Annotated in this window: 20 protein-coding genes and 1 riboswitch; of the genes, 1 reads left to right on the top strand and 19 read right to left on the bottom strand. The window is 36.9% G+C overall.

Features of this window, described 5'->3' with window-relative positions; all coding sequences use genetic code 11:
• Positions 1-5 precede the first annotated feature (5 nt).
• The 10 genes from UtA1_RS10755 to mce form a co-directional block, all read right to left on the bottom strand.
• Positions 6-644 carry a precorrin-8X methylmutase gene (locus UtA1_RS10755; RefSeq protein ID WP_096551003.1) on the bottom strand — a complete coding sequence of 213 codons (639 nt, stop codon included), beginning with the start codon at positions 642-644 and terminating at the stop codon, positions 6-8.
• Positions 641-1,417, bottom strand: coding sequence for a precorrin-6A reductase (gene cobK / locus UtA1_RS10750; protein ID WP_096551001.1), 777 nt, complete (start codon positions 1,415-1,417; stop codon positions 641-643). Before cobK ends, UtA1_RS10755 begins: the two co-directional genes overlap by 4 nt.
• Complete coding sequence (locus UtA1_RS10745) at positions 1,414-2,343, bottom strand: sirohydrochlorin chelatase (protein WP_096550999.1); 930 nt, start codon at positions 2,341-2,343, stop codon at positions 1,414-1,416. Before UtA1_RS10745 ends, cobK begins: the two co-directional genes overlap by 4 nt.
• A gap of 13 nt (positions 2,344-2,356) precedes the next feature.
• Positions 2,357-3,958, bottom strand: a complete 1,602-nt coding sequence (gene cobJ, locus UtA1_RS10740) for a precorrin-3B C(17)-methyltransferase (RefSeq protein ID WP_096552498.1) — start codon at positions 3,956-3,958, stop codon at positions 2,357-2,359.
• Between the two features lie 8 nt (positions 3,959-3,966).
• Complete coding sequence (locus UtA1_RS10735) at positions 3,967-4,821, bottom strand: energy-coupling factor ABC transporter ATP-binding protein (protein WP_096550997.1); 855 nt, start codon at positions 4,819-4,821, stop codon at positions 3,967-3,969.
• A gap of 1 nt (position 4,822) precedes the next feature.
• Positions 4,823-5,605: a cobalt ECF transporter T component CbiQ gene (gene cbiQ / locus UtA1_RS10730; RefSeq protein WP_096550995.1), complete on the bottom strand. Its 783-nt coding sequence runs from the start codon at positions 5,603-5,605 to the stop codon at positions 4,823-4,825.
• Positions 5,602-5,895: an energy-coupling factor ABC transporter substrate-binding protein gene (locus UtA1_RS10725; RefSeq protein WP_096550993.1), complete on the bottom strand. Its 294-nt coding sequence runs from the start codon at positions 5,893-5,895 to the stop codon at positions 5,602-5,604. The genes cbiQ and UtA1_RS10725 overlap by 4 nt, the downstream gene beginning before the upstream one ends.
• 1 nt (position 5,896) lies before the next feature.
• Entirely contained in the window at positions 5,897-6,643 is a 747-nt protein-coding gene (locus UtA1_RS10720; protein ID WP_016837775.1) for an energy-coupling factor ABC transporter permease, read from the bottom strand.
• Between the two features lie 118 nt (positions 6,644-6,761).
• A riboswitch (cobalamin riboswitch) is annotated at positions 6,762-6,940 on the bottom strand.
• Between the two features lie 206 nt (positions 6,941-7,146).
• The gene (locus UtA1_RS10715) at positions 7,147-8,694 is read right to left on the bottom strand and encodes an acyl-CoA carboxylase subunit beta (RefSeq protein WP_016837774.1); all 1,548 of its coding nucleotides are present in this window, start codon (positions 8,692-8,694) and stop codon (positions 7,147-7,149) included.
• Positions 8,695-8,712: 18 nt separating this feature from the next.
• Positions 8,713-9,111 carry a methylmalonyl-CoA epimerase gene (mce, locus tag UtA1_RS10710; protein ID WP_016837773.1) on the bottom strand — a complete coding sequence of 133 codons (399 nt, stop codon included), beginning with the start codon at positions 9,109-9,111 and terminating at the stop codon, positions 8,713-8,715.
• Positions 9,112-9,236: 125 nt separating this feature from the next.
• On the opposite strand from mce, the gene prli42 reads away from it, so the two are divergent.
• The gene (prli42, locus tag UtA1_RS17190) at positions 9,237-9,329 is read left to right on the top strand and encodes a stressosome-associated protein Prli42 (protein ID WP_172597863.1); all 93 of its coding nucleotides are present in this window, start codon (positions 9,237-9,239) and stop codon (positions 9,327-9,329) included.
• A 232-nt stretch (positions 9,330-9,561) separates the two neighbouring features.
• Here the strand turns inward: prli42 and UtA1_RS10705 are convergent, their stop codons facing one another.
• From UtA1_RS10705 to UtA1_RS10665, 9 genes are all read right to left on the bottom strand, one after another.
• A complete protein-coding gene (locus tag UtA1_RS10705) occupies positions 9,562-10,002 on the bottom strand; it encodes a BrxA/BrxB family bacilliredoxin (RefSeq protein ID WP_096550991.1) in 441 nt (146 codons plus the stop codon).
• 118 nt (positions 10,003-10,120) lie between these two features.
• Positions 10,121-11,206, bottom strand: a complete 1,086-nt coding sequence (meaB, locus tag UtA1_RS10700) for a methylmalonyl Co-A mutase-associated GTPase MeaB (RefSeq protein WP_096550989.1) — start codon at positions 11,204-11,206, stop codon at positions 10,121-10,123.
• On the bottom strand, positions 11,203-13,350 hold the full coding sequence (gene scpA, locus UtA1_RS10695; protein WP_096550987.1) for a methylmalonyl-CoA mutase: 2,148 nt from the start codon (positions 13,348-13,350) through the stop codon (positions 11,203-11,205). The genes meaB and scpA overlap by 4 nt, the downstream gene beginning before the upstream one ends.
• Entirely contained in the window at positions 13,347-15,041 is a 1,695-nt protein-coding gene (locus UtA1_RS10690; protein ID WP_096550985.1) for a methylmalonyl-CoA mutase family protein, read from the bottom strand. The genes scpA and UtA1_RS10690 overlap by 4 nt, the downstream gene beginning before the upstream one ends.
• A gap of 132 nt (positions 15,042-15,173) precedes the next feature.
• Positions 15,174-16,466, bottom strand: coding sequence for a dihydrolipoamide acetyltransferase family protein (locus UtA1_RS10685; RefSeq protein ID WP_096550983.1), 1,293 nt, complete (start codon positions 16,464-16,466; stop codon positions 15,174-15,176).
• An 11-nt stretch (positions 16,467-16,477) separates the two neighbouring features.
• Positions 16,478-17,461 (bottom strand): alpha-ketoacid dehydrogenase subunit beta, encoded by a 984-nt coding sequence (locus UtA1_RS10680; RefSeq protein ID WP_016837766.1) that lies wholly within the window; start codon positions 17,459-17,461, stop codon positions 16,478-16,480.
• Between the two features lies 1 nt (position 17,462).
• Positions 17,463-18,458, bottom strand: coding sequence for a thiamine pyrophosphate-dependent dehydrogenase E1 component subunit alpha (locus UtA1_RS10675; protein ID WP_096550981.1), 996 nt, complete (start codon positions 18,456-18,458; stop codon positions 17,463-17,465).
• Positions 18,459-18,490: 32 nt separating this feature from the next.
• The gene (gene lpdA, locus UtA1_RS10670) at positions 18,491-19,918 is read right to left on the bottom strand and encodes a dihydrolipoyl dehydrogenase (RefSeq protein WP_096550979.1); all 1,428 of its coding nucleotides are present in this window, start codon (positions 19,916-19,918) and stop codon (positions 18,491-18,493) included.
• A gap of 36 nt (positions 19,919-19,954) precedes the next feature.
• Positions 19,955-21,055 carry a Glu/Leu/Phe/Val dehydrogenase dimerization domain-containing protein gene (locus tag UtA1_RS10665; protein WP_016837763.1) on the bottom strand — a complete coding sequence of 367 codons (1,101 nt, stop codon included), beginning with the start codon at positions 21,053-21,055 and terminating at the stop codon, positions 19,955-19,957.
• Positions 21,056-21,274: the final 219 nt, after the last annotated feature.

Below are 21,274 nucleotides of genomic sequence, written 5' to 3'. Positions count from 1 at the left end.
ATACCTCACACCTGATCAGCTAAAATAGAAATAGCATTTAATGCGGCAACGGTTACCGTGCTACCTCCTTTACGACCAACATTTGTGATATAAGGTATTCCCTTTAGTTTTAAAAGTTCCTCTTTCGACTCAGCTGCGGAAACAAATCCGACAGGCATCCCAATAATTAAGTCGGGTTTTGCGATGCCTTCATTGATAAGGCGAATTAACTCTAATAAGGCTGTAGGAGCATTACCAATCGCATAAATTCCTCCTACATGTTCACGGATAGCTTTCCTCATGGACATAATTGCCCGTGTAACTCCTTCTTTTTTTGCTTCTTGTGCCACATCTTCGTCACCGATATAGCAATGCAAATCTCCGCCATATTTTTGAAATCGTTTCCTTCCTGAGCCGCTGACAATCATTTGAACATCGGCAATCACATGTTTTCCTTCTCGAATTGCTTTGATGCCTGCTTCAACTGCACCAGGAGAAAATACAACACTCCTTCCTAATTCAAAATCTGCTGAAGCATGAATAATTCGACGCACGACTTGCCATTCCAATTCAGAAAAATGATGTTCACCCATCTCTTCTTCAATAATGGCAAAACTATAATCATAAATTTTATTCGGTTCTACCGTAATTGGTTTAAAATTCATAGCACACCCTCGTTTCTTTGTATTTTTAAGAATTCTACAACTTCCTCCATTTTGTGAAACTCATTGCCAAATTGTATATTTGGTCTTGTAATCACAATCGTCTCAATCCCTAATTCTTTTGCAGCTTCTACTTTTTCATCAACAGCACCAACTTTTCCACTTTCCTTTGTTATCATGAGTGTCACTCCGAAATGCTTAAATAAGGCAGTATTTAACTCTTTTGTAAAAGGTCCTTGCATTGCTACAATATTTTTTTGAGGGAAGCCAAGTTGTTCGCATTTTTGCATATTATCGATTCGGGGAAGCATTCTGCAAATTACGCGAACATCATTTAGTGGCAATAATTTTTTCGCAAAGATTTCTAATGTTTTACTGCCGGTTGTTAACATGACAACTCCTTTTTTCTTTGCTGCGAGTTCCGCTGCTTCTTCGTAAGTTGAAACATAAATAATAGAGTCTTGTTCTAGCTTTGATTGTTCTCTTTCGTATCGTATATATGGGATTTTTAATTGTTCCGCTACGGATTTCGCTGTTTTATGCGCCTCCTCTGCAAAGGGATGACTTGCATCAACAATTGCAGTCACCCCATTTTTCTTTGAAAATTCAAACATTTTTTCTTCATTTAAGCGACCAACTCTTACATTGATTCCTTCATCAGTAAGTCTATTTGCAGCAGATTCTGTTACTACAGTGGCTATTAGGGGGAAGCCTTCCTTTTTTAACAAAATTGCTAACTCTCGTGCATCGCTTGTACCTGCTAAAAACAGAATCATGGTTTCACTTCCGTTTTTTCATGATGATGATGATGTTCATGGTCATGATGGTGGTGATGATGTTCATGGTCATGATGATGGTGATGATGTTCATGGTCATGATGATGATGAGAAATGAGTCCCAATTGCTTTAACCTTTGAATATTCTCCAAGTCCTTAACACCTTTTGAGTGTCCATTTAGTGCTTGATCCATTCGCTCAATGATCACTGATTTTAAAAGTGGATGATTTCCAAAATAATGTGCAATCTCTATTTTTACGTTCGGGTATTGTTCATTGAAACGCTCACAATATTTTTTCATTCGTTCGATTAAAATGCCTGTGAATAGAAAATATGGAAGCATAATTATTTTTTTTGCACCGAGTTTAATACAACGTTCAATACCCTCATCAACTAATGGTTCTGTCACTCCCATAAAAGCACTTTCTACTATTGGAACATCTAGTTTTTCCCATAAAAGTCTTGTAATCTTATAAAAATCACCATTTGCGTATTCATCGCTTCCACCACGAGCAATTAATAAAATCGCTGTGTCTTCATGTTTTGCCTGTGTATCAAAACCGATTTCTTGCAAACGCTCTAGTAAAATTTGAAGTATTTCTTCGTGAATTCCAACAACTTCACCATACGTAAATTTCACATGGGGATATTTATTTTGTGCTTCTACAATTTCAGCAGGAATATGAATTTTTGAATGTCCTGCATGTAGTAAAATAATCGGAATTACATATATTTCTGTTGCACCTTTTTCAACACAATAATCAATTCCTTGAGAAATGGTAGGTTCAGCAAATTCTAAAAAACAAGTCTCAACTAATAAATTAGCATCTATTAAAGGGGTTAATTGCTCCACAAATTCCCTTACTTCATTATTTCCTGCTTCTAACTTACTTCCATGTCCTACAAACAAAATGGCTTTTGTCATTATTTTCTTCCTCCTAATCTACACAAGGGATCGGTTGTAAATTCAATTTTGGTTCATTATCTTGATATTCGTAGCCTGCTAGCACTTTTTTCCGTTTAAAATATTTAAATAGTCTTTCATTTGGATGAGCATGTTCTTTATATTCCTCAATAATTTTTTCGATTAAATCAACTAATTGATCCGCTTCTAGTCCTTCTTCAATTAATTGTCCAGGATGGGCCGTACGCCCAACTGGTTTTGCCCCTAAAAACACATCAAACTTACCTTTTCGGTAAACGATTCCAATATCTTCCATAACTGCGTTGTAACAAGCCATTCCGCATCCATTAATACCGATCTTTAATTCTTTCGGCATGGCTTTTCCACCAAATCGTCTTTGAAGTTCTTCCGCGTATGGAATGGAATCAGCTTTTTCACCATCACAAAAATCACAAGCTTTTACCGTAACGACATTTCCAACCGGCATCACTAGCAATCCAACGTTTGATATTTGCTCTACTATTTTATTAGGATTATTGGTTGGAATACTTATGAGTAACTGATGATCCCTTGAATAGTCCATCCTTCCTTCATTTCCCACAATTTCTGCTAACAGCTGAAATTGCTCCGGAGTAAATCGTTTGTTTGCCACTCCAGGGCTTACCGCAAATTCAAAAATAGACATATTGCTTGGCTGTTCTACAACGAAATGTTGCTTTTGATCTAGCATGGCAATTGCTTCACATGCAAGTTGAAATGGCGTTTTTTGTTTAAATAGTTCACTTTCTTTCGACTCTAGATTTTCTAAAGACCAAGGTTCAGCTTCCTTTTTTAATCGTTCATGAGGTTTCAATGGTTGAATCTCGCTATCAAGCGTATATTTTCGTTTGTATCCTCTCGGTGTAATCATTAAGTCATCATACACAAAAGTGGAAGAATTTCCGATAATCACCGTTGTGAGCATACCAATCTCGTAATCTAGCATTTTTTCTAGCGTAGTAATTACAATATTTTGTCTCTCACGATAAGCACTCTTTACGAGTCCAACAGGCGTATTCGGTGACCGGTATTTTAATAAAATTCTCCTAGCCTCTACAATTTGTTTTGTTCTCCTACCGCTTTTAGGATTATATAAAGCAATTACAAAATCTGCTGCTGCCGCTGCTTCCAGTCTTTTTTCAATAATAGACCATGGCGTTAAATGGTCGCTTAAACTAATTGTGCATGAATCATGCATTATTGGAGCTCCAAGAAGGGAACCGCAAGAATGAACTGCAGAAATGCCAGGAATAACTTCAATTTCAACCCCGGTTTCTTTATTCCACCCTTGTTCAATGAGCACTTCATAAATTAAACCAGCCATACCGTATACACCTGAATCACCACTTGAAATGACCGACACATGGTGCCCCGCTTCAGCAAGTTTTATTGCCGCTTGTGCTCGTGATACTTCCTCTGTCATCCCTGTACTAATAATTTGTTGTTTGGAATCTAATAAATCTTTAATTAGCTCGACGTAAGTTTTATAGCCAATGATTGTATCACTAGCTTTGATTGCTTCAACTGCACGATAGGTAATGTGATTAGCATCACCTGGACCAAATCCGACAATGTAAAGCTTTCCCTTCAAACTCATCACCCCTTTTAATTCTTTGCCTTCATGAAACAATCATGAAGTACATCGATTACTTTTTCTTTTGAACGTACATCATCTAGTTTTGAAATGAGTCCTTGCATTTTCATCATTTGCGCAATTTCGAATATTATGGATGTTTCTAAATTTGCTTTTTTCACAATGTCCTTGTTTTCTTCAAACAAACGATAAAAAGCACCGTGATATAACATTTCTCCATGATGCATCACAACGACTTCGTCAGCCCATTCATAAGCAAAGTCAATATCATGAGTAGAAAGAATGAGTGTTCTCCCGTCACAATGAAGTTCGTTTAACAATTTTCGTATTTTCCTTGTGTAATAAATATCTAAAGATGCAGTCGGCTCATCTAATATGATGACTTCAGGATCCATAGCAAGAACTCCAGCGATGGAAACTCGCTTTTTTTGCCCAACACTTAAAAAGTGAATCGGTTTATCTAATAATGATTCAACATCTGTTTGATTAATTGCTTTCTCTATCAACGACTTTCGTTCCTGTTCTGCTAGATGTAAATTAAATGGCCCATAGGCAATATCATCCAAAACAGTTCCATTAAACAACTGGGTTTCTGGATTTTGAAAAACAATTCCAACCTTTCGTCTAACATTTAACAATTCTTTTTTTGAATAGGATAATGGTTGTCCTTTAAAATAAATTGTTCCGGAGGTTGGTTTTAATAAACCATTTAAATGCAATATTAAAGTAGATTTCCCTGCTCCATTACTACCTAACAAAGCAATTTTTTTTCCTTGATCAATTTGTAAATTTATTTTTTGTAAAGCTTCTGTTCCATCTTCATAGGTATAAGAAACTTCTTTCAATTCAAACAAAGGAGTATTCATTTTAACCAACTCTCCCAACGGTGAAATAAAAGACGATAATGAACAAATTCACTAACAACGTAAATATCCAACTACTTGTTGAAAAATGAAGTTCTCTTGAAATGACTGCTGAATAGCCATCTACACTTCTTGCATTTATCGCATTATTTAAGTCTTTCATTTCTTGAAATACCTTAATAAACAAAGCACTGATTATAAGCCCAATTGATTTGATAGAATTTAATAAAGAACTGTGACCTAACCTTGCTATTTGTGCAAGATAGATTGTCCTGCTGGAATCAAGAAATATAAATATAAATCGATACATTAATGCAATTAAATCCAATAAAGTAGTTGGTACTTTACAACACCTTAATCCATATAGAAAATCTTGAATCGTCGTAGATAAAATTAAAAAATACAAACAACTAATACTCGATAAAGCAACAACAAATAGCATCAATGCCTTTTCAACACTCGTTATCGAAATTGAAATCGTGACGGGACCAATAATAGATTGAAAAATGGCACCTTCTATAGGGTTAGTTGAAAAATTGAGTAAAATGACTAGTATACTTGAAATTAGAAATACCACTGGAATAAGCAATAACTTCAAATATACGCGAATCGGAACTTTTCCGATTATTAAAGTAATAACTGTCATGATGCAAAATATGAATATGGATGTAAGAACATGTTGAAATACGATATTCAATATTAATGGAATAAGAGCAAATCCCATTTTTTCGATTGGGTGTTTATTTCTTAAAGGTGATTGATAAGCGAAATATTCTAACATTCTCATTTCTGTATCTCTGCATTCCCGCCCCTATTCCGGCCTCGCATATATCCTATAAAGTAACCAATGAACCCTGCACCGATTGCTCCTTGTAGTACGAATAATAAACTTTCTATTTCACCACTAGGAGGCTCCCAAATACTTGAAAACCATGGTTCATAGGATTGGTTCAGTTCTGTAATTAATCCTTCCGCTTCTCCATCTGCACCACCATATTCTGCATCTCCGTTAACAATCAGCGGGACAATCATTAAAAAAATGATCAAAATTAATAAAAGCATATTCTTTTTTAACATCTTACTTCACCTCCTGGGGTTTCTTTAGTACTTGAAGTAACTTTAATTCTCTTTCGTTGTATTTCAATAAGAAATTCATCACCATTACTGAAATCAATCCTTCAATAATTGCTAATGGTACCTGTGTAACAGCGAATACGCCAGCAAACTTTACAAATGAAGCGAAAATTCCACCAACTTCAGATGGAAAGGCTAGTGCAAGTTGAATAGATGTAATGACATATGTACCTAAATCTGCTAATGTTGCTGCTGAGAAAACTGCTAGAGTAAAGGGCAAACCGATCCTATTGAAGCCTTTAAATACTCCATAGGCGATAAAAGGTCCAGCAATCGCCATCGAAAACGCATTGGCGCCAAGCGTTGTTAAACCTCCATGGGCTAATAATAATGATTGGAATAATAACACGATGGTACCTAAAACACTCATTACAAATGGTCCAAATAATACGGTTCCTAACCCAACACCCGTAGGATGAGAACAACTTCCAGTAACCGAAGGAATTTTTAATGCGGATAATACAAAAGTGAATGCACCCGATAAACCTAGTAATAACTTCGTCTCAGCATTTCTCTTTACTAAACTACTCATTTTCTTTAATCCAATGATTAAAAAAGGGAATGTAAGGAGCCACCAAAATATTGCCCACTTGATTGGTAAAAAACCTTCCATGATATGCATAGCAAAAGCTGTATTAGGAATGATTAATAATACTGCTAGAAAGTAAAGTATTTTGATTGAGACTTTCATAAAATTCCTCCTAAAATGAAAATTTGAAAATAAAAAAACACTGCCAAACTAGCAGTGTCCCACAATAAGACATAATAATCCAATCATGCCTATTCGTGTACCTATCCTCGTAGGACACTACCATCCACTCCATACGGCAGGTCTCCTGGCTTAGAGTCATCGCTACAAAATCGCCTTCCCGTTTGCACAGTGGCATTTGATTTTGAGCTCCTCTTCACAGTGGCGGGACCGCACTAGATTCTCACTAGTTTCCCTTTTAAGCTAATTTTCATTAGCACCGTATAGATTATTCAGTTGTTGAAATTTAGTTGAATTGTAGCATATTGTTTGAAAAATTTCTATATCTTTCTATAAATAAGACAAAATAATTACTAAATTCATATAATATTCATTACCTTTTGATATGAAATATTGTTAGAACCAATTTGAATTTTTGGAAAAATCGAAGTACAAACTGGGATTAGCTTGTGCTTCTAATGGTACGTAATTGGAAACTTTCACAATTATAGCGGAATATTTCCGTGTTTTTTCTTAGGTCTTGATTCTTCTTTATTTTCAAGCATTTCTAATCCTTGAATTAACTTAATGCGAGTTTCTCTTGGATCGATTACATCATCAACCATTCCAAGTGAAGCAGCAACATATGGATTAGCAAATTTTTCTTTATATTCCTCAATTTTTGCTTGGCGTGTAGCTTCCGGATCTTCTGAATTTGCAATTTCGTTCGCAAAGATGATGTTAGCAGCTCCAGCAGCACCCATTACGGCTATCTCTGCATTTGGCCAAGCGAATACTAAATCTGCACCAATGGCTTTTGAATTTAGCGCAACGTATGCTCCACCATATGCTTTTCGTAAAATGACTGTAATTTTTGGAACGGTTGCTTCAGAATAAGCATATAAGATTTTAGCACCGTGACGAATGATACCGCCATGTTCCTGTTTAACGCCAGGGAAGAATCCTGATACGTCTTCAAATGTAATGATGGGAATATTGAATGCATCACAAGTGCGAATGAAACGGGCAGCTTTATCGGATGAGTCAATATCAAGACCACCTGCTAAGGCCTTTGGTTGGTTACAAACTAATCCAACAGATTGTCCAGCAATACGAGCAAATCCTACAACAATGTTTTTCGCAAATTCAGAATGCACTTCCATGAAGGAACCTTCATCCACCACTTGTTCAATTACTTTACGAACATCGTAAGGACGTGTAGGTTCAATTGGAACAACGTCAATTAATTCAGGACGCCAATCGTCTCCTTCAGGGCGTGGTAATTTTGGTGCTTTTTCTTTATTACTTTGTGGTAAATAGCTTAATAATCTCTTAATTTGTTCAATCGCTTCTTCTTCAGAAGGGGCGCGGAAATGAGCGTTACCGCTGATTGTGTTATGCACTTTTGAACCGCCTAAATCTTCTGATGAAATTTTTTCTCCTGTAACCGCTTCAATTACTTTCGGACCAGTAATGAACATTTGGGATGTTTTATCCACCATTAAAATAAAGTCTGTAATTGCTGGAGAATATACAGCACCGCCAGCACATGGACCCATAATCACAGAAATTTGTGGAATAACCCCAGAATAAATCGAGTTGCGATAGAAGATGTGGCCATAACCGTCTAATGATAATACTCCTTCTTGAATACGGGCACCTCCAGAGTCATTGATGCCGATGAATGGCGCTCCATTTTTTGCAGCCAAATCCATCACTGCAGCAATTTTTTTCGCGTGCATTTCTCCTAATGCACCGCCGAATACTGTGAAATCTTGAGCAAATAAATAAACAGGACGGCCATTCACTTTACCGTATCCAGTTACAACACCGTCACCAGGGCCATTTTGTTCACCCATGCCGAAATCTGTTACTCTATGTTTTATAAATGGATTTATTTCAACGAAAGTGCCTTCATCCAGTAATAGATCAATACGTTCACGAGCTGTTAGCTTACCTTTTTCATGTTGCTTTTCAATGCGCTTGTCCCCACCGCCTAAATAAATCTCTCTTTTTCGGTCATACATTTCATCGATTTTATCTAACATATCCATGATTTCTTAACCCCTTTATCACTTTTTTTCATATAGTTCATATAAAACTCCAAAACTATCTTTTGGATGAATAAAGCATGCTTCAGCTCCCCCAGCTGCAGGTATAGGCTCTTCAGACAGAAGGCGAACTCCCTTTTCTTTTAATTCAGCCATTTTTTCTCGAATATTATCTACGCTAAAACAAATATGTTGAATTCCTTCTCCACGTTTTTGTATATGGTTATAAATCGCCCCTTCTTCACTTAAGGGTTGTAATAATTCAATATGTACATTCCCAGCATCGATAAATGCTACTCGTACATTTTGCGATGGAACCTCTTCAATTCTTTCTAATTTCAAACCTAAAACTTCAGTATAATATTTTACTGAATCGTCTAGGTTTTTTACTGCGATTCCAATATGATCGACTTTTTCCATCATGCCACCCCTTCTGTTATAGTACATAATCTATTGTAGCGAAATTACGAAATTTCCGCTACGTACTTGAGAAATTTTTCAGATTTGATAAACTAATCCTATGAAAAAAAGGAGAGAGCGAGAATATGAGCAACAAAAAATTTCAAAAAATAATAGTCTACACGATGATTGCAATCATGTTACTTTCAACATTGGCATTCGGTTTATCATTCTTCTAACATTCTTTACAGCGGTTACAAGATATGTAATCGCTTTTTTATTTTGAAAAAATGTATATCAACCAACAACACTGTACCACAACAGATACAATTTAAAAAATTTGATATAAAAATAAAATTAAATGATTTCTGAAAATATAGTAAGCAATTTTTCTATCTATTCATGAAATGAATAAGTTAGAATCCGCAATACTTGAATGATACGAGTATGCGGATTCTATTTTTGGTTTAATTATACTTCATCGCAATATTCTTCAAAATTGGCTTGTAAATTTGTAATAACTGACATTACATCATGTCCTTCTATTTCATGACGACCTATATCAGCGACAACTTTTCCGTCTTTCAGTAAAACAAAAGCTGGTGATGAAGGAATATGTTCGTCTCCAAAATGCGCACGTGCAGCAGCCGTTGCTTCTTTATCTTGTCCAGCAAAAACCGTTACTAGATAATCTGGACGTTTATCATAATGAATTGCACTTGCCGCTGCAGGTCGCGCAATACCTCCTGCACAGCCGCATACAGAATTAATCATGACAAGAGTAGTTCCAGGACGTGCAAAGGCCTTTTCTACATCTTCTGGGGTTCTTAATTGCTCATATCCAGCATTCTCCATTTCAGCTCGTGCAGTGGTAATAATTTCTTGCATAAATAAATCGTAATCCATACTCATACATTTCAATCTCCTTTCAAGTATTAATTTTAGCATAGAAGAAGGAAAAGTTAATTGCAAATACTTCAAAAGGATTCTCTGAAATGGGTTTTATACAGGGATTACAACCTAAAGGCAGTTACTGATTGGGGAACAATTTGTGTATGCCTTGCGTTACAGTTAATTTTCCTTGCAATATTTCTTCTTCCAGCTTTTTCACTAATTCTTTGTTTTCTTTATTACCAAAAAATGAATCAATTAGATGGTCTGTAATCATTGAATGGAACCAATCACTTGTTTGTTCTCGTCTTCTTGTGAACCAGTAGCTGGATTCTTTCATTTGTTTTTCAAACGATAAAATCATTTCCCAAACCTCTTCCAATCCTTTTTTTTCATAGGATGAAACAGGAACAGCTTTTGATTCCCAACCTGGAGTTGACGGTTGTAAGAAATGCAGGATTTTCCTATATTCTTGAACGGTTTTTTTCGCTTTTTTTACATTGTCTCCATCAGCTTTATGGACAACAATACCATCTGCCAATTCCATAATGCCTTTTTTCAAGCCTTGTAATTCATCACCTGCGCCTGTTAAGACGAGAAGAAGGAAAAAGTCAACCATACCACGAACATACGTCTCACTTTGCCCTACTCCAACAGTCTCAATTAAAATAATATCGTATCCAGCTGCTTCACAAAGAAGCATCGTTTCCCGCGTTTTTTTATGAACACCGCCTAAGGTACCGGCACTTGGTGAAGGACGTACAAATGCGTTTTGATGACGGCTTAAATGTTCCATTCGTGTTTTATCCCCTAAAACGCTGCCGCCGGAAATGGTAGAACTAGGGTCTATTGCAAGAACGGCAACTTTTTTCCCCATCTCGCAAAGCATTGTACCAAACGCTTCAATAAAAGTGCTCTTACCTGCTCCTGGAACCCCCGTTATTCCAATCCGAATACTGTTTCCTGTAAAAGGTAATAATTCTTGCAATAAATTTTGAGCCAGCACCTTATGTTCATGATTGGAACTTTCAATTAAAGTAATTGCTTTTGAAAGCGAAGTGCGCTTTCCTCCGCGCACTTCACTCGCTAATTGCTTTATATCAACTTGTTGTTGCCGCTTTTTTCGAAATTTTTTTGGCGCAACATATGACATTCCATCGTGTTTACTTTCAATACCTTTCATGACATATAGTGCAGTCTCTTCTGCGTTTTTTTCGCCCATCATTCAGACACTTCCTCATAACCTAATCGATGATAGATTTCTTCAATAATTTTAATCGCTGCAACTGGGATTACTGTACCTGGTCCAAAGATTGCAGATACACCCTTATCGTATAGGAATTGGTAATCTTGAGCAGGGATTACACCGCCAACGACAACGATAATATCTCCTCTACCTAATTTTTCTAATTCTTCAATTAATTCAGGTACTAACGTTTTATGGCCTGCTGCTAAAGAAGATACACCTACACAGTGCACGTCGTTTTCCACTGCCATTTGTGCCGCTTCTTGCGGTGTTAAGAATAGCGGTGAAATATCTACGTCAAACCCAAGATCAGCATAACCAGTAGCAACGACTTTTGCACCGCGGTCATGTCCGTCTTGTCCCATTTTCGCAATTAAAATACGCGGGCGACGACCTTCATTTTCTAGGAATTCATCTGTCATTTGTTTTACTTCTTCAATTAATTCATTATCGGAGAAGTTAGATGAATAAACACCTGAAATTGAACGGATAACTGCTTTATGGCGTCCGCAAACTTTTTCAATGGCATCGGAAATCTCACCAAGTGTCGCGCGAGCACGAGCAGCGTCAACTGCAACAGCAAGCATATTTTCTTCTCCTGTTTCTGCAGCTTTCGTTAAACGTTCAAGATGTCTTTGCACTTCTTCTTCATTTCTTTCTGCTTTCATTTTTTCAAGTCTTTCAATTTGTTTTTGACGAACTAGCGTATTATCAATATCTAAAATATCAATTGGTTCTTCAACGTCTAATTTGTATTTATTAACGCCAACAATCGTTTCCACTTTAGAGTCAATTTTTGCTTGGCGTCTTGCAGCTGATTCTTCTACTTTCATTTTTGGAAGACCTGTTTCAATCGCCTTAGCCATTCCACCCAGCTCTTCAATTTCTTTAATTAACTCCCAAGCTTTTTTCGTTAACTCATCTGTTAATTTTTCCACATAATAAGATCCGCCCCATGGATCGATGACTTTTGTCATAAGCGTTTCTTCTTGTAAGAATAATTGCGTATTACGTGCAATGCGAGCTGAGAAGTCTGTTGGAAGCGCAATCGCTTCATCCAAAGCATTCGTGTGTAAACTTTGCGTATGACCCATCGCAGCAGCATTTGCTTCAATTAACGTACGAGTTACGTTGTTGAATGGATCTTGTTCTGTTAACGACCATCCAGAAGTTTGGGAGTGTGTACGTAAAGCCAAACTTTTCGGATTTTTTGGATTGAATGTGCTCATCATTTGTGCCCAAATTCTTCTAGCTGCACGCATTTTTGCTACTTCCATAAAGTAGTTCATACCAATGCCCCAGAAGAAGGACAATCGTGGAGCGAAGGAGTCAATGTCGATGCCAGCTTTAAGTCCTGTTCGTACATATTCCAATCCATCTGCTAACGTATATGCTAATTCAATGTCCGCCGTTGCACCAGCTTCTTGAATGTGATAGCCGGAAATGGAAATAGAGTTGAACTTAGGCATGTATTTACTTGTATATTCAAAAATGTCAGCAATAATTTTCATAGACATTTCTGGAGGATATATGTACGTATTACGCACCATATACTCTTTCAAAATATCGTTTTGGATTGTACCAGCAAGTTTTTCCGGCGTTACTCCCTGCTCCTCAGCCGCTACAATGTAGAAGGCCATGATTGGAATAACGGCCCCGTTCATCGTCATAGAAACGGACATTTGGTCAAGAGGAATGCCATCAAACAAAATTTTCATATCTTCCACAGAGTCAATGGCAACGCCCGCTTTTCCCACGTCCCCTTTTACGCGAGGATGGTCGGAGTCATAACCTCGGTGTGTAGGCAAATCAAAGGCAACCGATAAACCTTTTTGACCCATTGCTAAATTTCTTCGATAGAATGCATTCGATTCTTCTGCCGTTGAAAAACCTGCATATTGGCGAACAGTCCATGGACGCGCTACATACATTGTTGGATATGGCCCACGGGTATTTGGTGCGATTCCTGGGAAGTCTTGTAAATGTTTTACGTCTTTTATATCTTCATTCTTATAAAATTCTTTTACTTCAATTCCTTCATTTGTTTTAAATGTATGAGATGGTTGAATTTGTTCACTTTTTATTACATCTTGTATATTGACAGAATGAAAGTTTGGTTTCATTGTTGTTGTACCCCCTTCAAGCTTTCAAGAAGCGCAGTGAGCTTTTCCACAATATTTTGACCTGCAAAAATAAATCCGTTTAAACCTTGAGATAACCAGTCTGTTTCTTCTTCTGGGAATTTCCCTGCAACATCTAAAATTAAGCCTTCTTTTTTACTTTCCAATAAAACTGGTACGATTTCTTTTGTTTGATCATTTGTAGCAGCAATCACTACATAATCAGCATCCGTTTGCTGTAACCAATTTTTTGCCTCTTCAATCGATTCAATTTCACCGGATTCTACAGGTACAACACCAGCTGTTGCGAAAAATCCTTCTACAAAGTCCGCTCGAGGTTTAAAGTCTTTTAATTTTCCGTAAGTGAGAATGCCGATTTTTGGATTCAATTGACTGTATTGCTCTCGAAGCATTTCAAATGGAATTGCTAAACGCTTAATATCTTTATATAACGGATTTGTTTCTGTTTGCAGCAGATCAGCTGGATTCGCATAAATGTTTGTACCAATTAACGAATGTTTTCTCGTTTCTACTTGACGAATACGCTCTTTATAGACTTCTTCAATAGCTGATTGTAATTTTCCGGATTTTTCGAATTCGTCAATGCCACCTGCTTCTTGAATTTGAAGGAATAATTCCCAAGCTTTTTCTACATATTCTGCCGTTAAAGTTTCTATGAAATATGAACCGCCTGCAGGGTCAAGAACATCATCAACAAATGATTCTTCTTTTAACACTAACACGACATTTCTTGCAATACGAACGGATTGTTCAGTCGGTTTTGTTAATACATCGTATGGGTGAACAGTAATGGCATCTGCTCCTCCGATTAACGCAGCAAAGGCTTCATTACCAGCACGGAGTAAATTTACGTAAATATCGTATTTAGAGAAACTGCGTAATGATGTTTCCACCAATACTGGAACTGGAACTGCTTCCGCATTGTATGCCGTAGCAAAGGCTTTCCATAAAACTTTAAAGGCACGCAATTTTGCAATTTCTTGGAAAAAATAAGTGTCAATTGCAAAATTTACGAAAAATTTATTTGCAAAGGATTCAAAGGATTCAGACTTCTCGGCATATTTTGCCCCTTGAGCTAGCGCAAGTGCAAGTTCTTGTACAATATGTGCACCATCGTTATGATAAGGAACTGTATTTGCCGCAAAAGTCCGAACCATCGGAAAATCATCAAGCATAATTGCTTCATTTGTAAGAACAAATCCTCTAACTTTTTCACGATCAGATTCTTGAATTTTTGAAAATACATTTAAAATCTTGTTTTCGTGTACGATTAATTTAAATGGATACTCAATTAAGTAATTAGCTAATTGAGTTAAAGCTTCTTCGTCCCATTCAAGGATTCTACTATCGATTGTAATGTAACCATTACCGCGATTAACACTATCTTTTATTTTATCAAAATATTCTTTTGTATTTTCAGCATAAATTGTTTGGGCAGCTTGAACAGATTTTGTAGCATTTAGCGCACGAATCGTGTTTACTTGTTTTTCTAATTGGTCCCCTAATTTTTCCACCAACATTTGTTGTGTATATAACGGTTGTAATATAACCCCTTCAATTGTTTTAGTAAAGAGTGATTCAAATGGCTTCCCCTTTAAAGATTTTATAGCTGTTTCTTTCCACTCTTCATAACTTGAGGATGGAAAATCGATCTCATGCATGTTGTTTGACATAGACTTCGCTAAACAGCTTCCCCCTTTTCATCAAATTATAAATTTTTATAATATTTATAATACATTAGAAACCGCTACCAATAAAGTCTAAAAATTAAAGAAAGCCTTGATTTACAAGGCTTTCTAGCACTTTTAATAAATATTCTTTTCATAATAATTTGTATTTTCGAGAATATCTTTTACTCTATTTAGAAATTTCCCACAAATGTAGCCGTCTAAAATTCGATGGTCAATTGACAAGCATAAATTCACTATATCGCGAATTGCAATCATATTATTAATAACGACTGGTCTTTTTACAATGGATTCCACTTGTAAGATCGCCGCTTGAGGGTAATTGATAATACCCATTGATTGTACAGAACCGAATGAGCCCGTATTATTTACAGTAAATGTTCCACCTTGTATTTGATCACTCTTTAATGTTCCGCTTCGAACACTTTGAGACAATTCATTAATTTCTTTTGCAATCCCTTTAATGGATTTGTCATCAGCATTTTTGATTACCGGAACAAAGAGGGCATCGTCTGTCGCAACAGCAATTGAAATGTTAATATCTTTCTTCTGGATAATTTTATCTCCAGCCCAAACAGAGTTAAGCATTGGATACTCTTTTAATGCTTGAGCAACAGCGTTGACAAAGAATGCAAAATATGTGATGTTGAATCCTTCTTTTTCTTTAAATTGTTTTTTAATGGAGTCACGATATTGTACAAGATTTGTTACATCTACTTCCATCATCAACCAAGCATGTGGAATTTCATGCTTACTTCTCACCATATTGTTAGCGATTGTACGACGAAGGCCAGATACTGGAATTTCCACATCACCTGCTTGTTTCTCAATGTGAATTGGTTTTGGTTGTACTGGTGATGGCGACGGACTTGTTTCTTGAGTTTGAACAGGCTCTTGTACTTGTCGTTCAACGGACGGTACGTTTCCATCTTTCATTGACTCAATAAAGTTTAGAACGTCTTTACGCGTAATGCGACCATTTAATCCTGTACCAGTTACCTGTTCTAAGTCTATATTGTGTTCGCTCGCTAATCTCAATACAGCTGGAGAATATCGATTTTTTTGTTTTGGAATGTTTTCCCCATAATTTGGTTCATTCACTTTTACTTTCACAGGTTCTTTCGTCGCATTGCGAATGGCTTCACTTATATTTGATGATTCTTTTTCCTCAACTACTTCAATCGTACAAATCACCGTTCCTACCGGATACGTCTCGCCTTCTTTACCATTTAATTCCTTGATAATGCCCGTGTAGGATGAAGGTACTTCCGCATTTACTTTATCCGTTAAAACTTCCGCTATAGGATCGTATTTATTTACATGATCTCCAGGTTTAACAAGCCATTTTTCAATTGTTCCTTCTGTAACACTTTCTCCTAATTGAGGCATGATAATTTTTTCAATTGACATACGTATCCCCCTTAAAAAGCGGCTAATTCCCGCATAGCCCGTTCAATTTTTTCAGGATTGATCATGAAAAATCTTTCCATCGTTGGTGCATATGGCATAGCTGGAACGTCCGGACCCGCTAATCTCATGATTGGTGCATCCAAGTCAAATAAGCAGTTTTCGGAAATGATGGCTGCAACTTCGCTCATGATGCTACCTTCTTTATTATCTTCCGTAACGAGAAGTACTTTTCCAGTACGGCTTGCAGCTTCAATGATTGCTTCTTTATCCAGTGGATATACCGTACGTAAATCTAAAATGTGCGCTTCTATTCCGTCGTCATGAAGGCGCTCAGCTGCTTGAAGGGCATAATTGACACAAAGTCCATAAGTAATAACAGTAATGTCGTCCCCTTCTCTTTTTACGTCTGCTTTACCGATTGGCAACACGTAATCATCAAGCGGCACTTCTCCCTTGATTAATCGATATGCCCGTTTATGTTCAAAGAATAAAACTGGATCTTCATCCCGAATACTTGCTTTTAGTAATCCTTTTGCATCATATGGAGTGGAAGGGATGACAATTTTTAACCCTGGTGTATTGGCAAATAGTGCTTCCACAGATTGGGAATGATATAACGCACCGTGGATACCACCACCATATGGAGCACGAACAACAAGCGGACAGCTCCAATCATTATTTGAACGATATCGGATCTTGGCTGCTTCAGAGACAATTTGGTTAACAGCCGGCAAAATGAAATCTGCGAATTGCATTTCAGCGATTGGACGCATTCCTACCATTGCAGCTCCAATGGCTACACCGGCAATTGCGCTTTCTGCTAGAGGCGTATCTAAAACGCGCCATTCACCAAATTGTTCATACAATCCTTGAGTGGCTTTAAATACTCCACCTTTTTTACCAACGTCTTCTCCTAAAATAAAAACGTTTTCATCTCTTTCCATTTCTTCTTTCATCGCCAAATTAATCGCTTCAATAAAAGACATTACCGCCATCTTATTCATCCCCTTCCCAATAAACATATTTCAACGCATGTTCTGGGGGAGCATAAGGTGCTTTTTCTGCATAATCTGTCGCATCATTCACAATTGCCATCACTTTGTCATTAATTTCTTCTAGAGTTTCTTTCGTTGCGACATTTGTATCGATTAAGTAGTTACCAAATAACAGCAACGGATCGTTTGCTTTTCCTTCTGCTACTTCCTCCCTAGAACGATATTTGTCATCATCATCGGAAGAGTGGCTCGTTAATCGATAAGTTACTGCTTCGATTAAGCTCGGACCTTCACCTTTAAGCGCACGATCAACGGCTTCTTTCATCACTTTATAAACAGCTAAAGGATTTTTGCCATCAACGGAAGCGCCGTGCATTCCATATCCAATAGCTCTGTCAGCCACGCGACCGCCCAATTGTTTTTCAACTGGTACAGAGATGGCATATTTATTGTTCTCTACCATGATGATAACTGGCAATTTATGAACGCCAGCAAAGTTTGCTCCTTCATGGAAGTCACCTTGGTTTGTGGAACCTTCTCCCAATGTTACAAAAGAGACTAATTCTTTGTTTTGTAATTTTCCTGCTAAAGCAACTCCTACAGCATGTGGTACTTGAGTTGCTACTGGAGATGATCCAGTTAAGATTCGATTCTTTTTATAACCAAAATGTCCAGGCATTTGTCTACCACCGGAGTTTGGATCTTCTGCTTTCGCAAACGCAGACAACATTAAATCCCTTGGTGTCATCCCAAAATGCAACACAACTCCCATATCACGGTAATATGGTGCAATATAATCCCTTGTTGGATTTAACGCAAAGGCAGCCCCTACTTGAGCAGCTTCATGGCCTTGACAAGAAATAACGAACGGAATTTTCCCAGCTCGGTTTAGTAACCACATACGTTCATCAAGTCTACGAGCTAAAAGCATTGTTTCATACATTTGTAACACATCGTTGTCTGATAAGCCTAATTGTGCATGATGTAAGTCGGACATCGATACACTCCCCTTTCACAAAACAGTTCTCATCATATATGAATCGCTTTTCCATCAACCGCTAAAGCAGCTTCATTTAAAATTTCGCTTAATGATGGATGCGGATGGATGGTTTCGCCGATTTCCCAAGGTGTTGCATCTAAAGTTAATCCTAATGCAGCTTCTGAAATTAAATTCGTTACATGCGGACCAATCATATGCACACCGAGTAAATCATCTGTTTCTCGATCTGCTATGACTTTAACAAAACCTTCTGTTTCACCATATACCACTGCTTTTCCAATTCCCTTAAATGGAAAGGTTCCTATTTTCACATCGTAATTTAACGATTTTGCCTCATCTTCAGTTAACCCAATGCTTGCAACCTCTGGGAATGAATATACGCATCTTGGAATGTTTCGGTAATTAATTGCTTTTTTCTTTCCGGATGCAATATGTTCCACCGCAATAATCCCTTCGTGAGAGGCCACATGGGCAAGCTGAACACCACCAATGCAATCTCCTATAGCGTATATATGTTTTTCTTTCGTTTGGTAAACATCATTTACTTTGATAAAGGAAGAATCCGTTTCAATCTCAGTATTTTCCAACCCTAAATTTTCAATATTTCCAATGCGGCCTATTGAAATTAACATTTTCTCCGCTTCAAATTTCTTTTCTTCACCGTTCACGTTTGCGTTAATTGTTACCGAATTATCACCTTTTACGATGGATGAAGGGGAGATTTCGGCTTTCGTCACGATGTTAATACCGCGTTTTATAAGCTGTTTTTCCATTTCTTTTGATATGGCTATATCTTCATTTGGCAAAATGCGATCTGCATATTCTAAAATTGTTACTTTCACGCCAAAATCGCTTAAACAAGAAGCCCATTCAATGCCAATTACACCGCCACCGATTATAATCATGGATGCTGGAAGCTCTTCCATTTCCAATATTTGATCGGAATTTAAAATCATTGTCCCATCATATTCAATTCCGTTAAATGGACGTGGCTTGGCTCCAGTTGCGATGATGATATTTTTAGGCAACAGCATTTCATTTTCAGACCCATCATTCATCTCAACTGATACCGTTCCCCCTGCAATCGGAGAAAATATGGATGGTCCTAAAAGTCTTGCAGTTCCGTAATAGCAATCAATTTTTCCTTTTTTCATTAACCCTTTGATACCTTGATGTAACTGTTCAATTACACTTTTTTTTCGTTCTTGTAATTGTTGAAGATTAAATTGAATGTTTGAAATTTGGATTCCATATTCTTTTGCATTACTAGCATCACGATACATTTCCGCACTTCGTAAGAATGTTTTCGTTGGAATGCACCCTCTATGAAGGCAAGTACCACCTAATTTTTCTTTTTCAACGATGGCAGTCTTTAAACCTAATTGCGCTGCTTTTATTGCTGCAACGTATCCCCCAGTTCCTCCACCAATAATGACTAAATCATATTCTCGAGCCAAAGCCATCCCTCCAAATCAATTTCATCTATAGCGAAATTATTTTTGTCTTCTACTTAAGATGTTTTTTTCCTTTTGTAAAAATTGTTTTCTTGATTTTAGTACACTGTTAATTCTTTCTTCAGCCAAACGATTAGCAGCTAAATAAGTTGGGATGTTTTCATCTTTTGAAATTTTAAAAATTTTTGTTAAAGAATCATAAATTGTTTCTACTCGTTTCATTGCTCTTTCTCTGTTATATCCGTAAAGTTCATCTGCAACATTAATTACTCCACCAGCATTAATTACATAATCTGGTGCATAAATGATTCCTTTTTCATGAAGAATTTGCCCGTGGCGAGATTCTTTTAACTGGTTGTTTGCACATCCAGCGATGACTTTTGCTTTTAATTGCGGTATCGTTTCATCGTTAATGATTGCACCAAGTGCACATGGTGAGAAAATATCAACATCTTGTTTGTAAATCTCATTCGGACTTACCGCAACTGCACCAAAGTCATTGACAGCTCGCTCTATTGCTTTTTCATTAATATCCGTGACAATCAGTTTTGCGCCTTCTTCATGCAAGTATTTACACAAGTTATATGCAACATTACCTAATCCTTGAACAGCAATTGTTTTGCCTTTTAGGCTATCATCTCCAAATGCTTCTTTAGCACTTGCTTTCATTCCCAAATAAACTCCGTAAGCGGTTACAGGAGATGGGTTACCAGATGAACCAAATGAAGGTGATACACCTGTTACATAATCTGTTTCTTCATAAATCAAGTCCATATCTTCAACAGTTGTACCAACATCTTCTGCTGTAATATAACGACCATTTAAACTTTGAATAAATCGTCCTAACGCGCGGAACATTTCTTCGTTTTTGTCTTTAGCTGGATCACCAATAATTACTGTTTTACCACCGCCAAGATTTAAGCCACTTACTGCATTTTTGTACGTCATACCTCTAGCAAGTCTCAATGCATCCTCGATGGCTTCTTCTTCAGATTGATAAGGCCACATGCGAGCGCCACCTAATGCTGGTCCAAGCGTTGTATCATGGATGGCGATAATCGCTTTTAATCCAGAATTTTTGTCCTGACAAAATACCAATTGTTCATAATCATATTTTTCCATGTACTTAAAGATTTCCATTCAAAAAACCTCCCTAAAAATATAATGGAGTAAAATCTCTAAAATTAGCGACAAATTTTCTACAATTTGCACTATTTTACTTTACAATACTTTTTATTTTTTAATTTATCAACTAGAAATATTGGAAAATATACTTTTCCTAATTTTCTGATTTTTTGTACTATTAAAAATTATAATTCTAATATAATTTTTATGACAAAAATGTGCAAAAGATTAGCA

It is taken from the genome of Ureibacillus thermosphaericus (genome assembly GCF_002370195.2).
Lineage (GTDB): Bacteria > Bacillota > Bacilli > Bacillales_A > Planococcaceae > Ureibacillus > Ureibacillus thermosphaericus.
The sequence above is the reverse complement of the archived record's forward strand: the minus strand, read 5'-3'. Positions and strand labels throughout refer to the sequence as shown.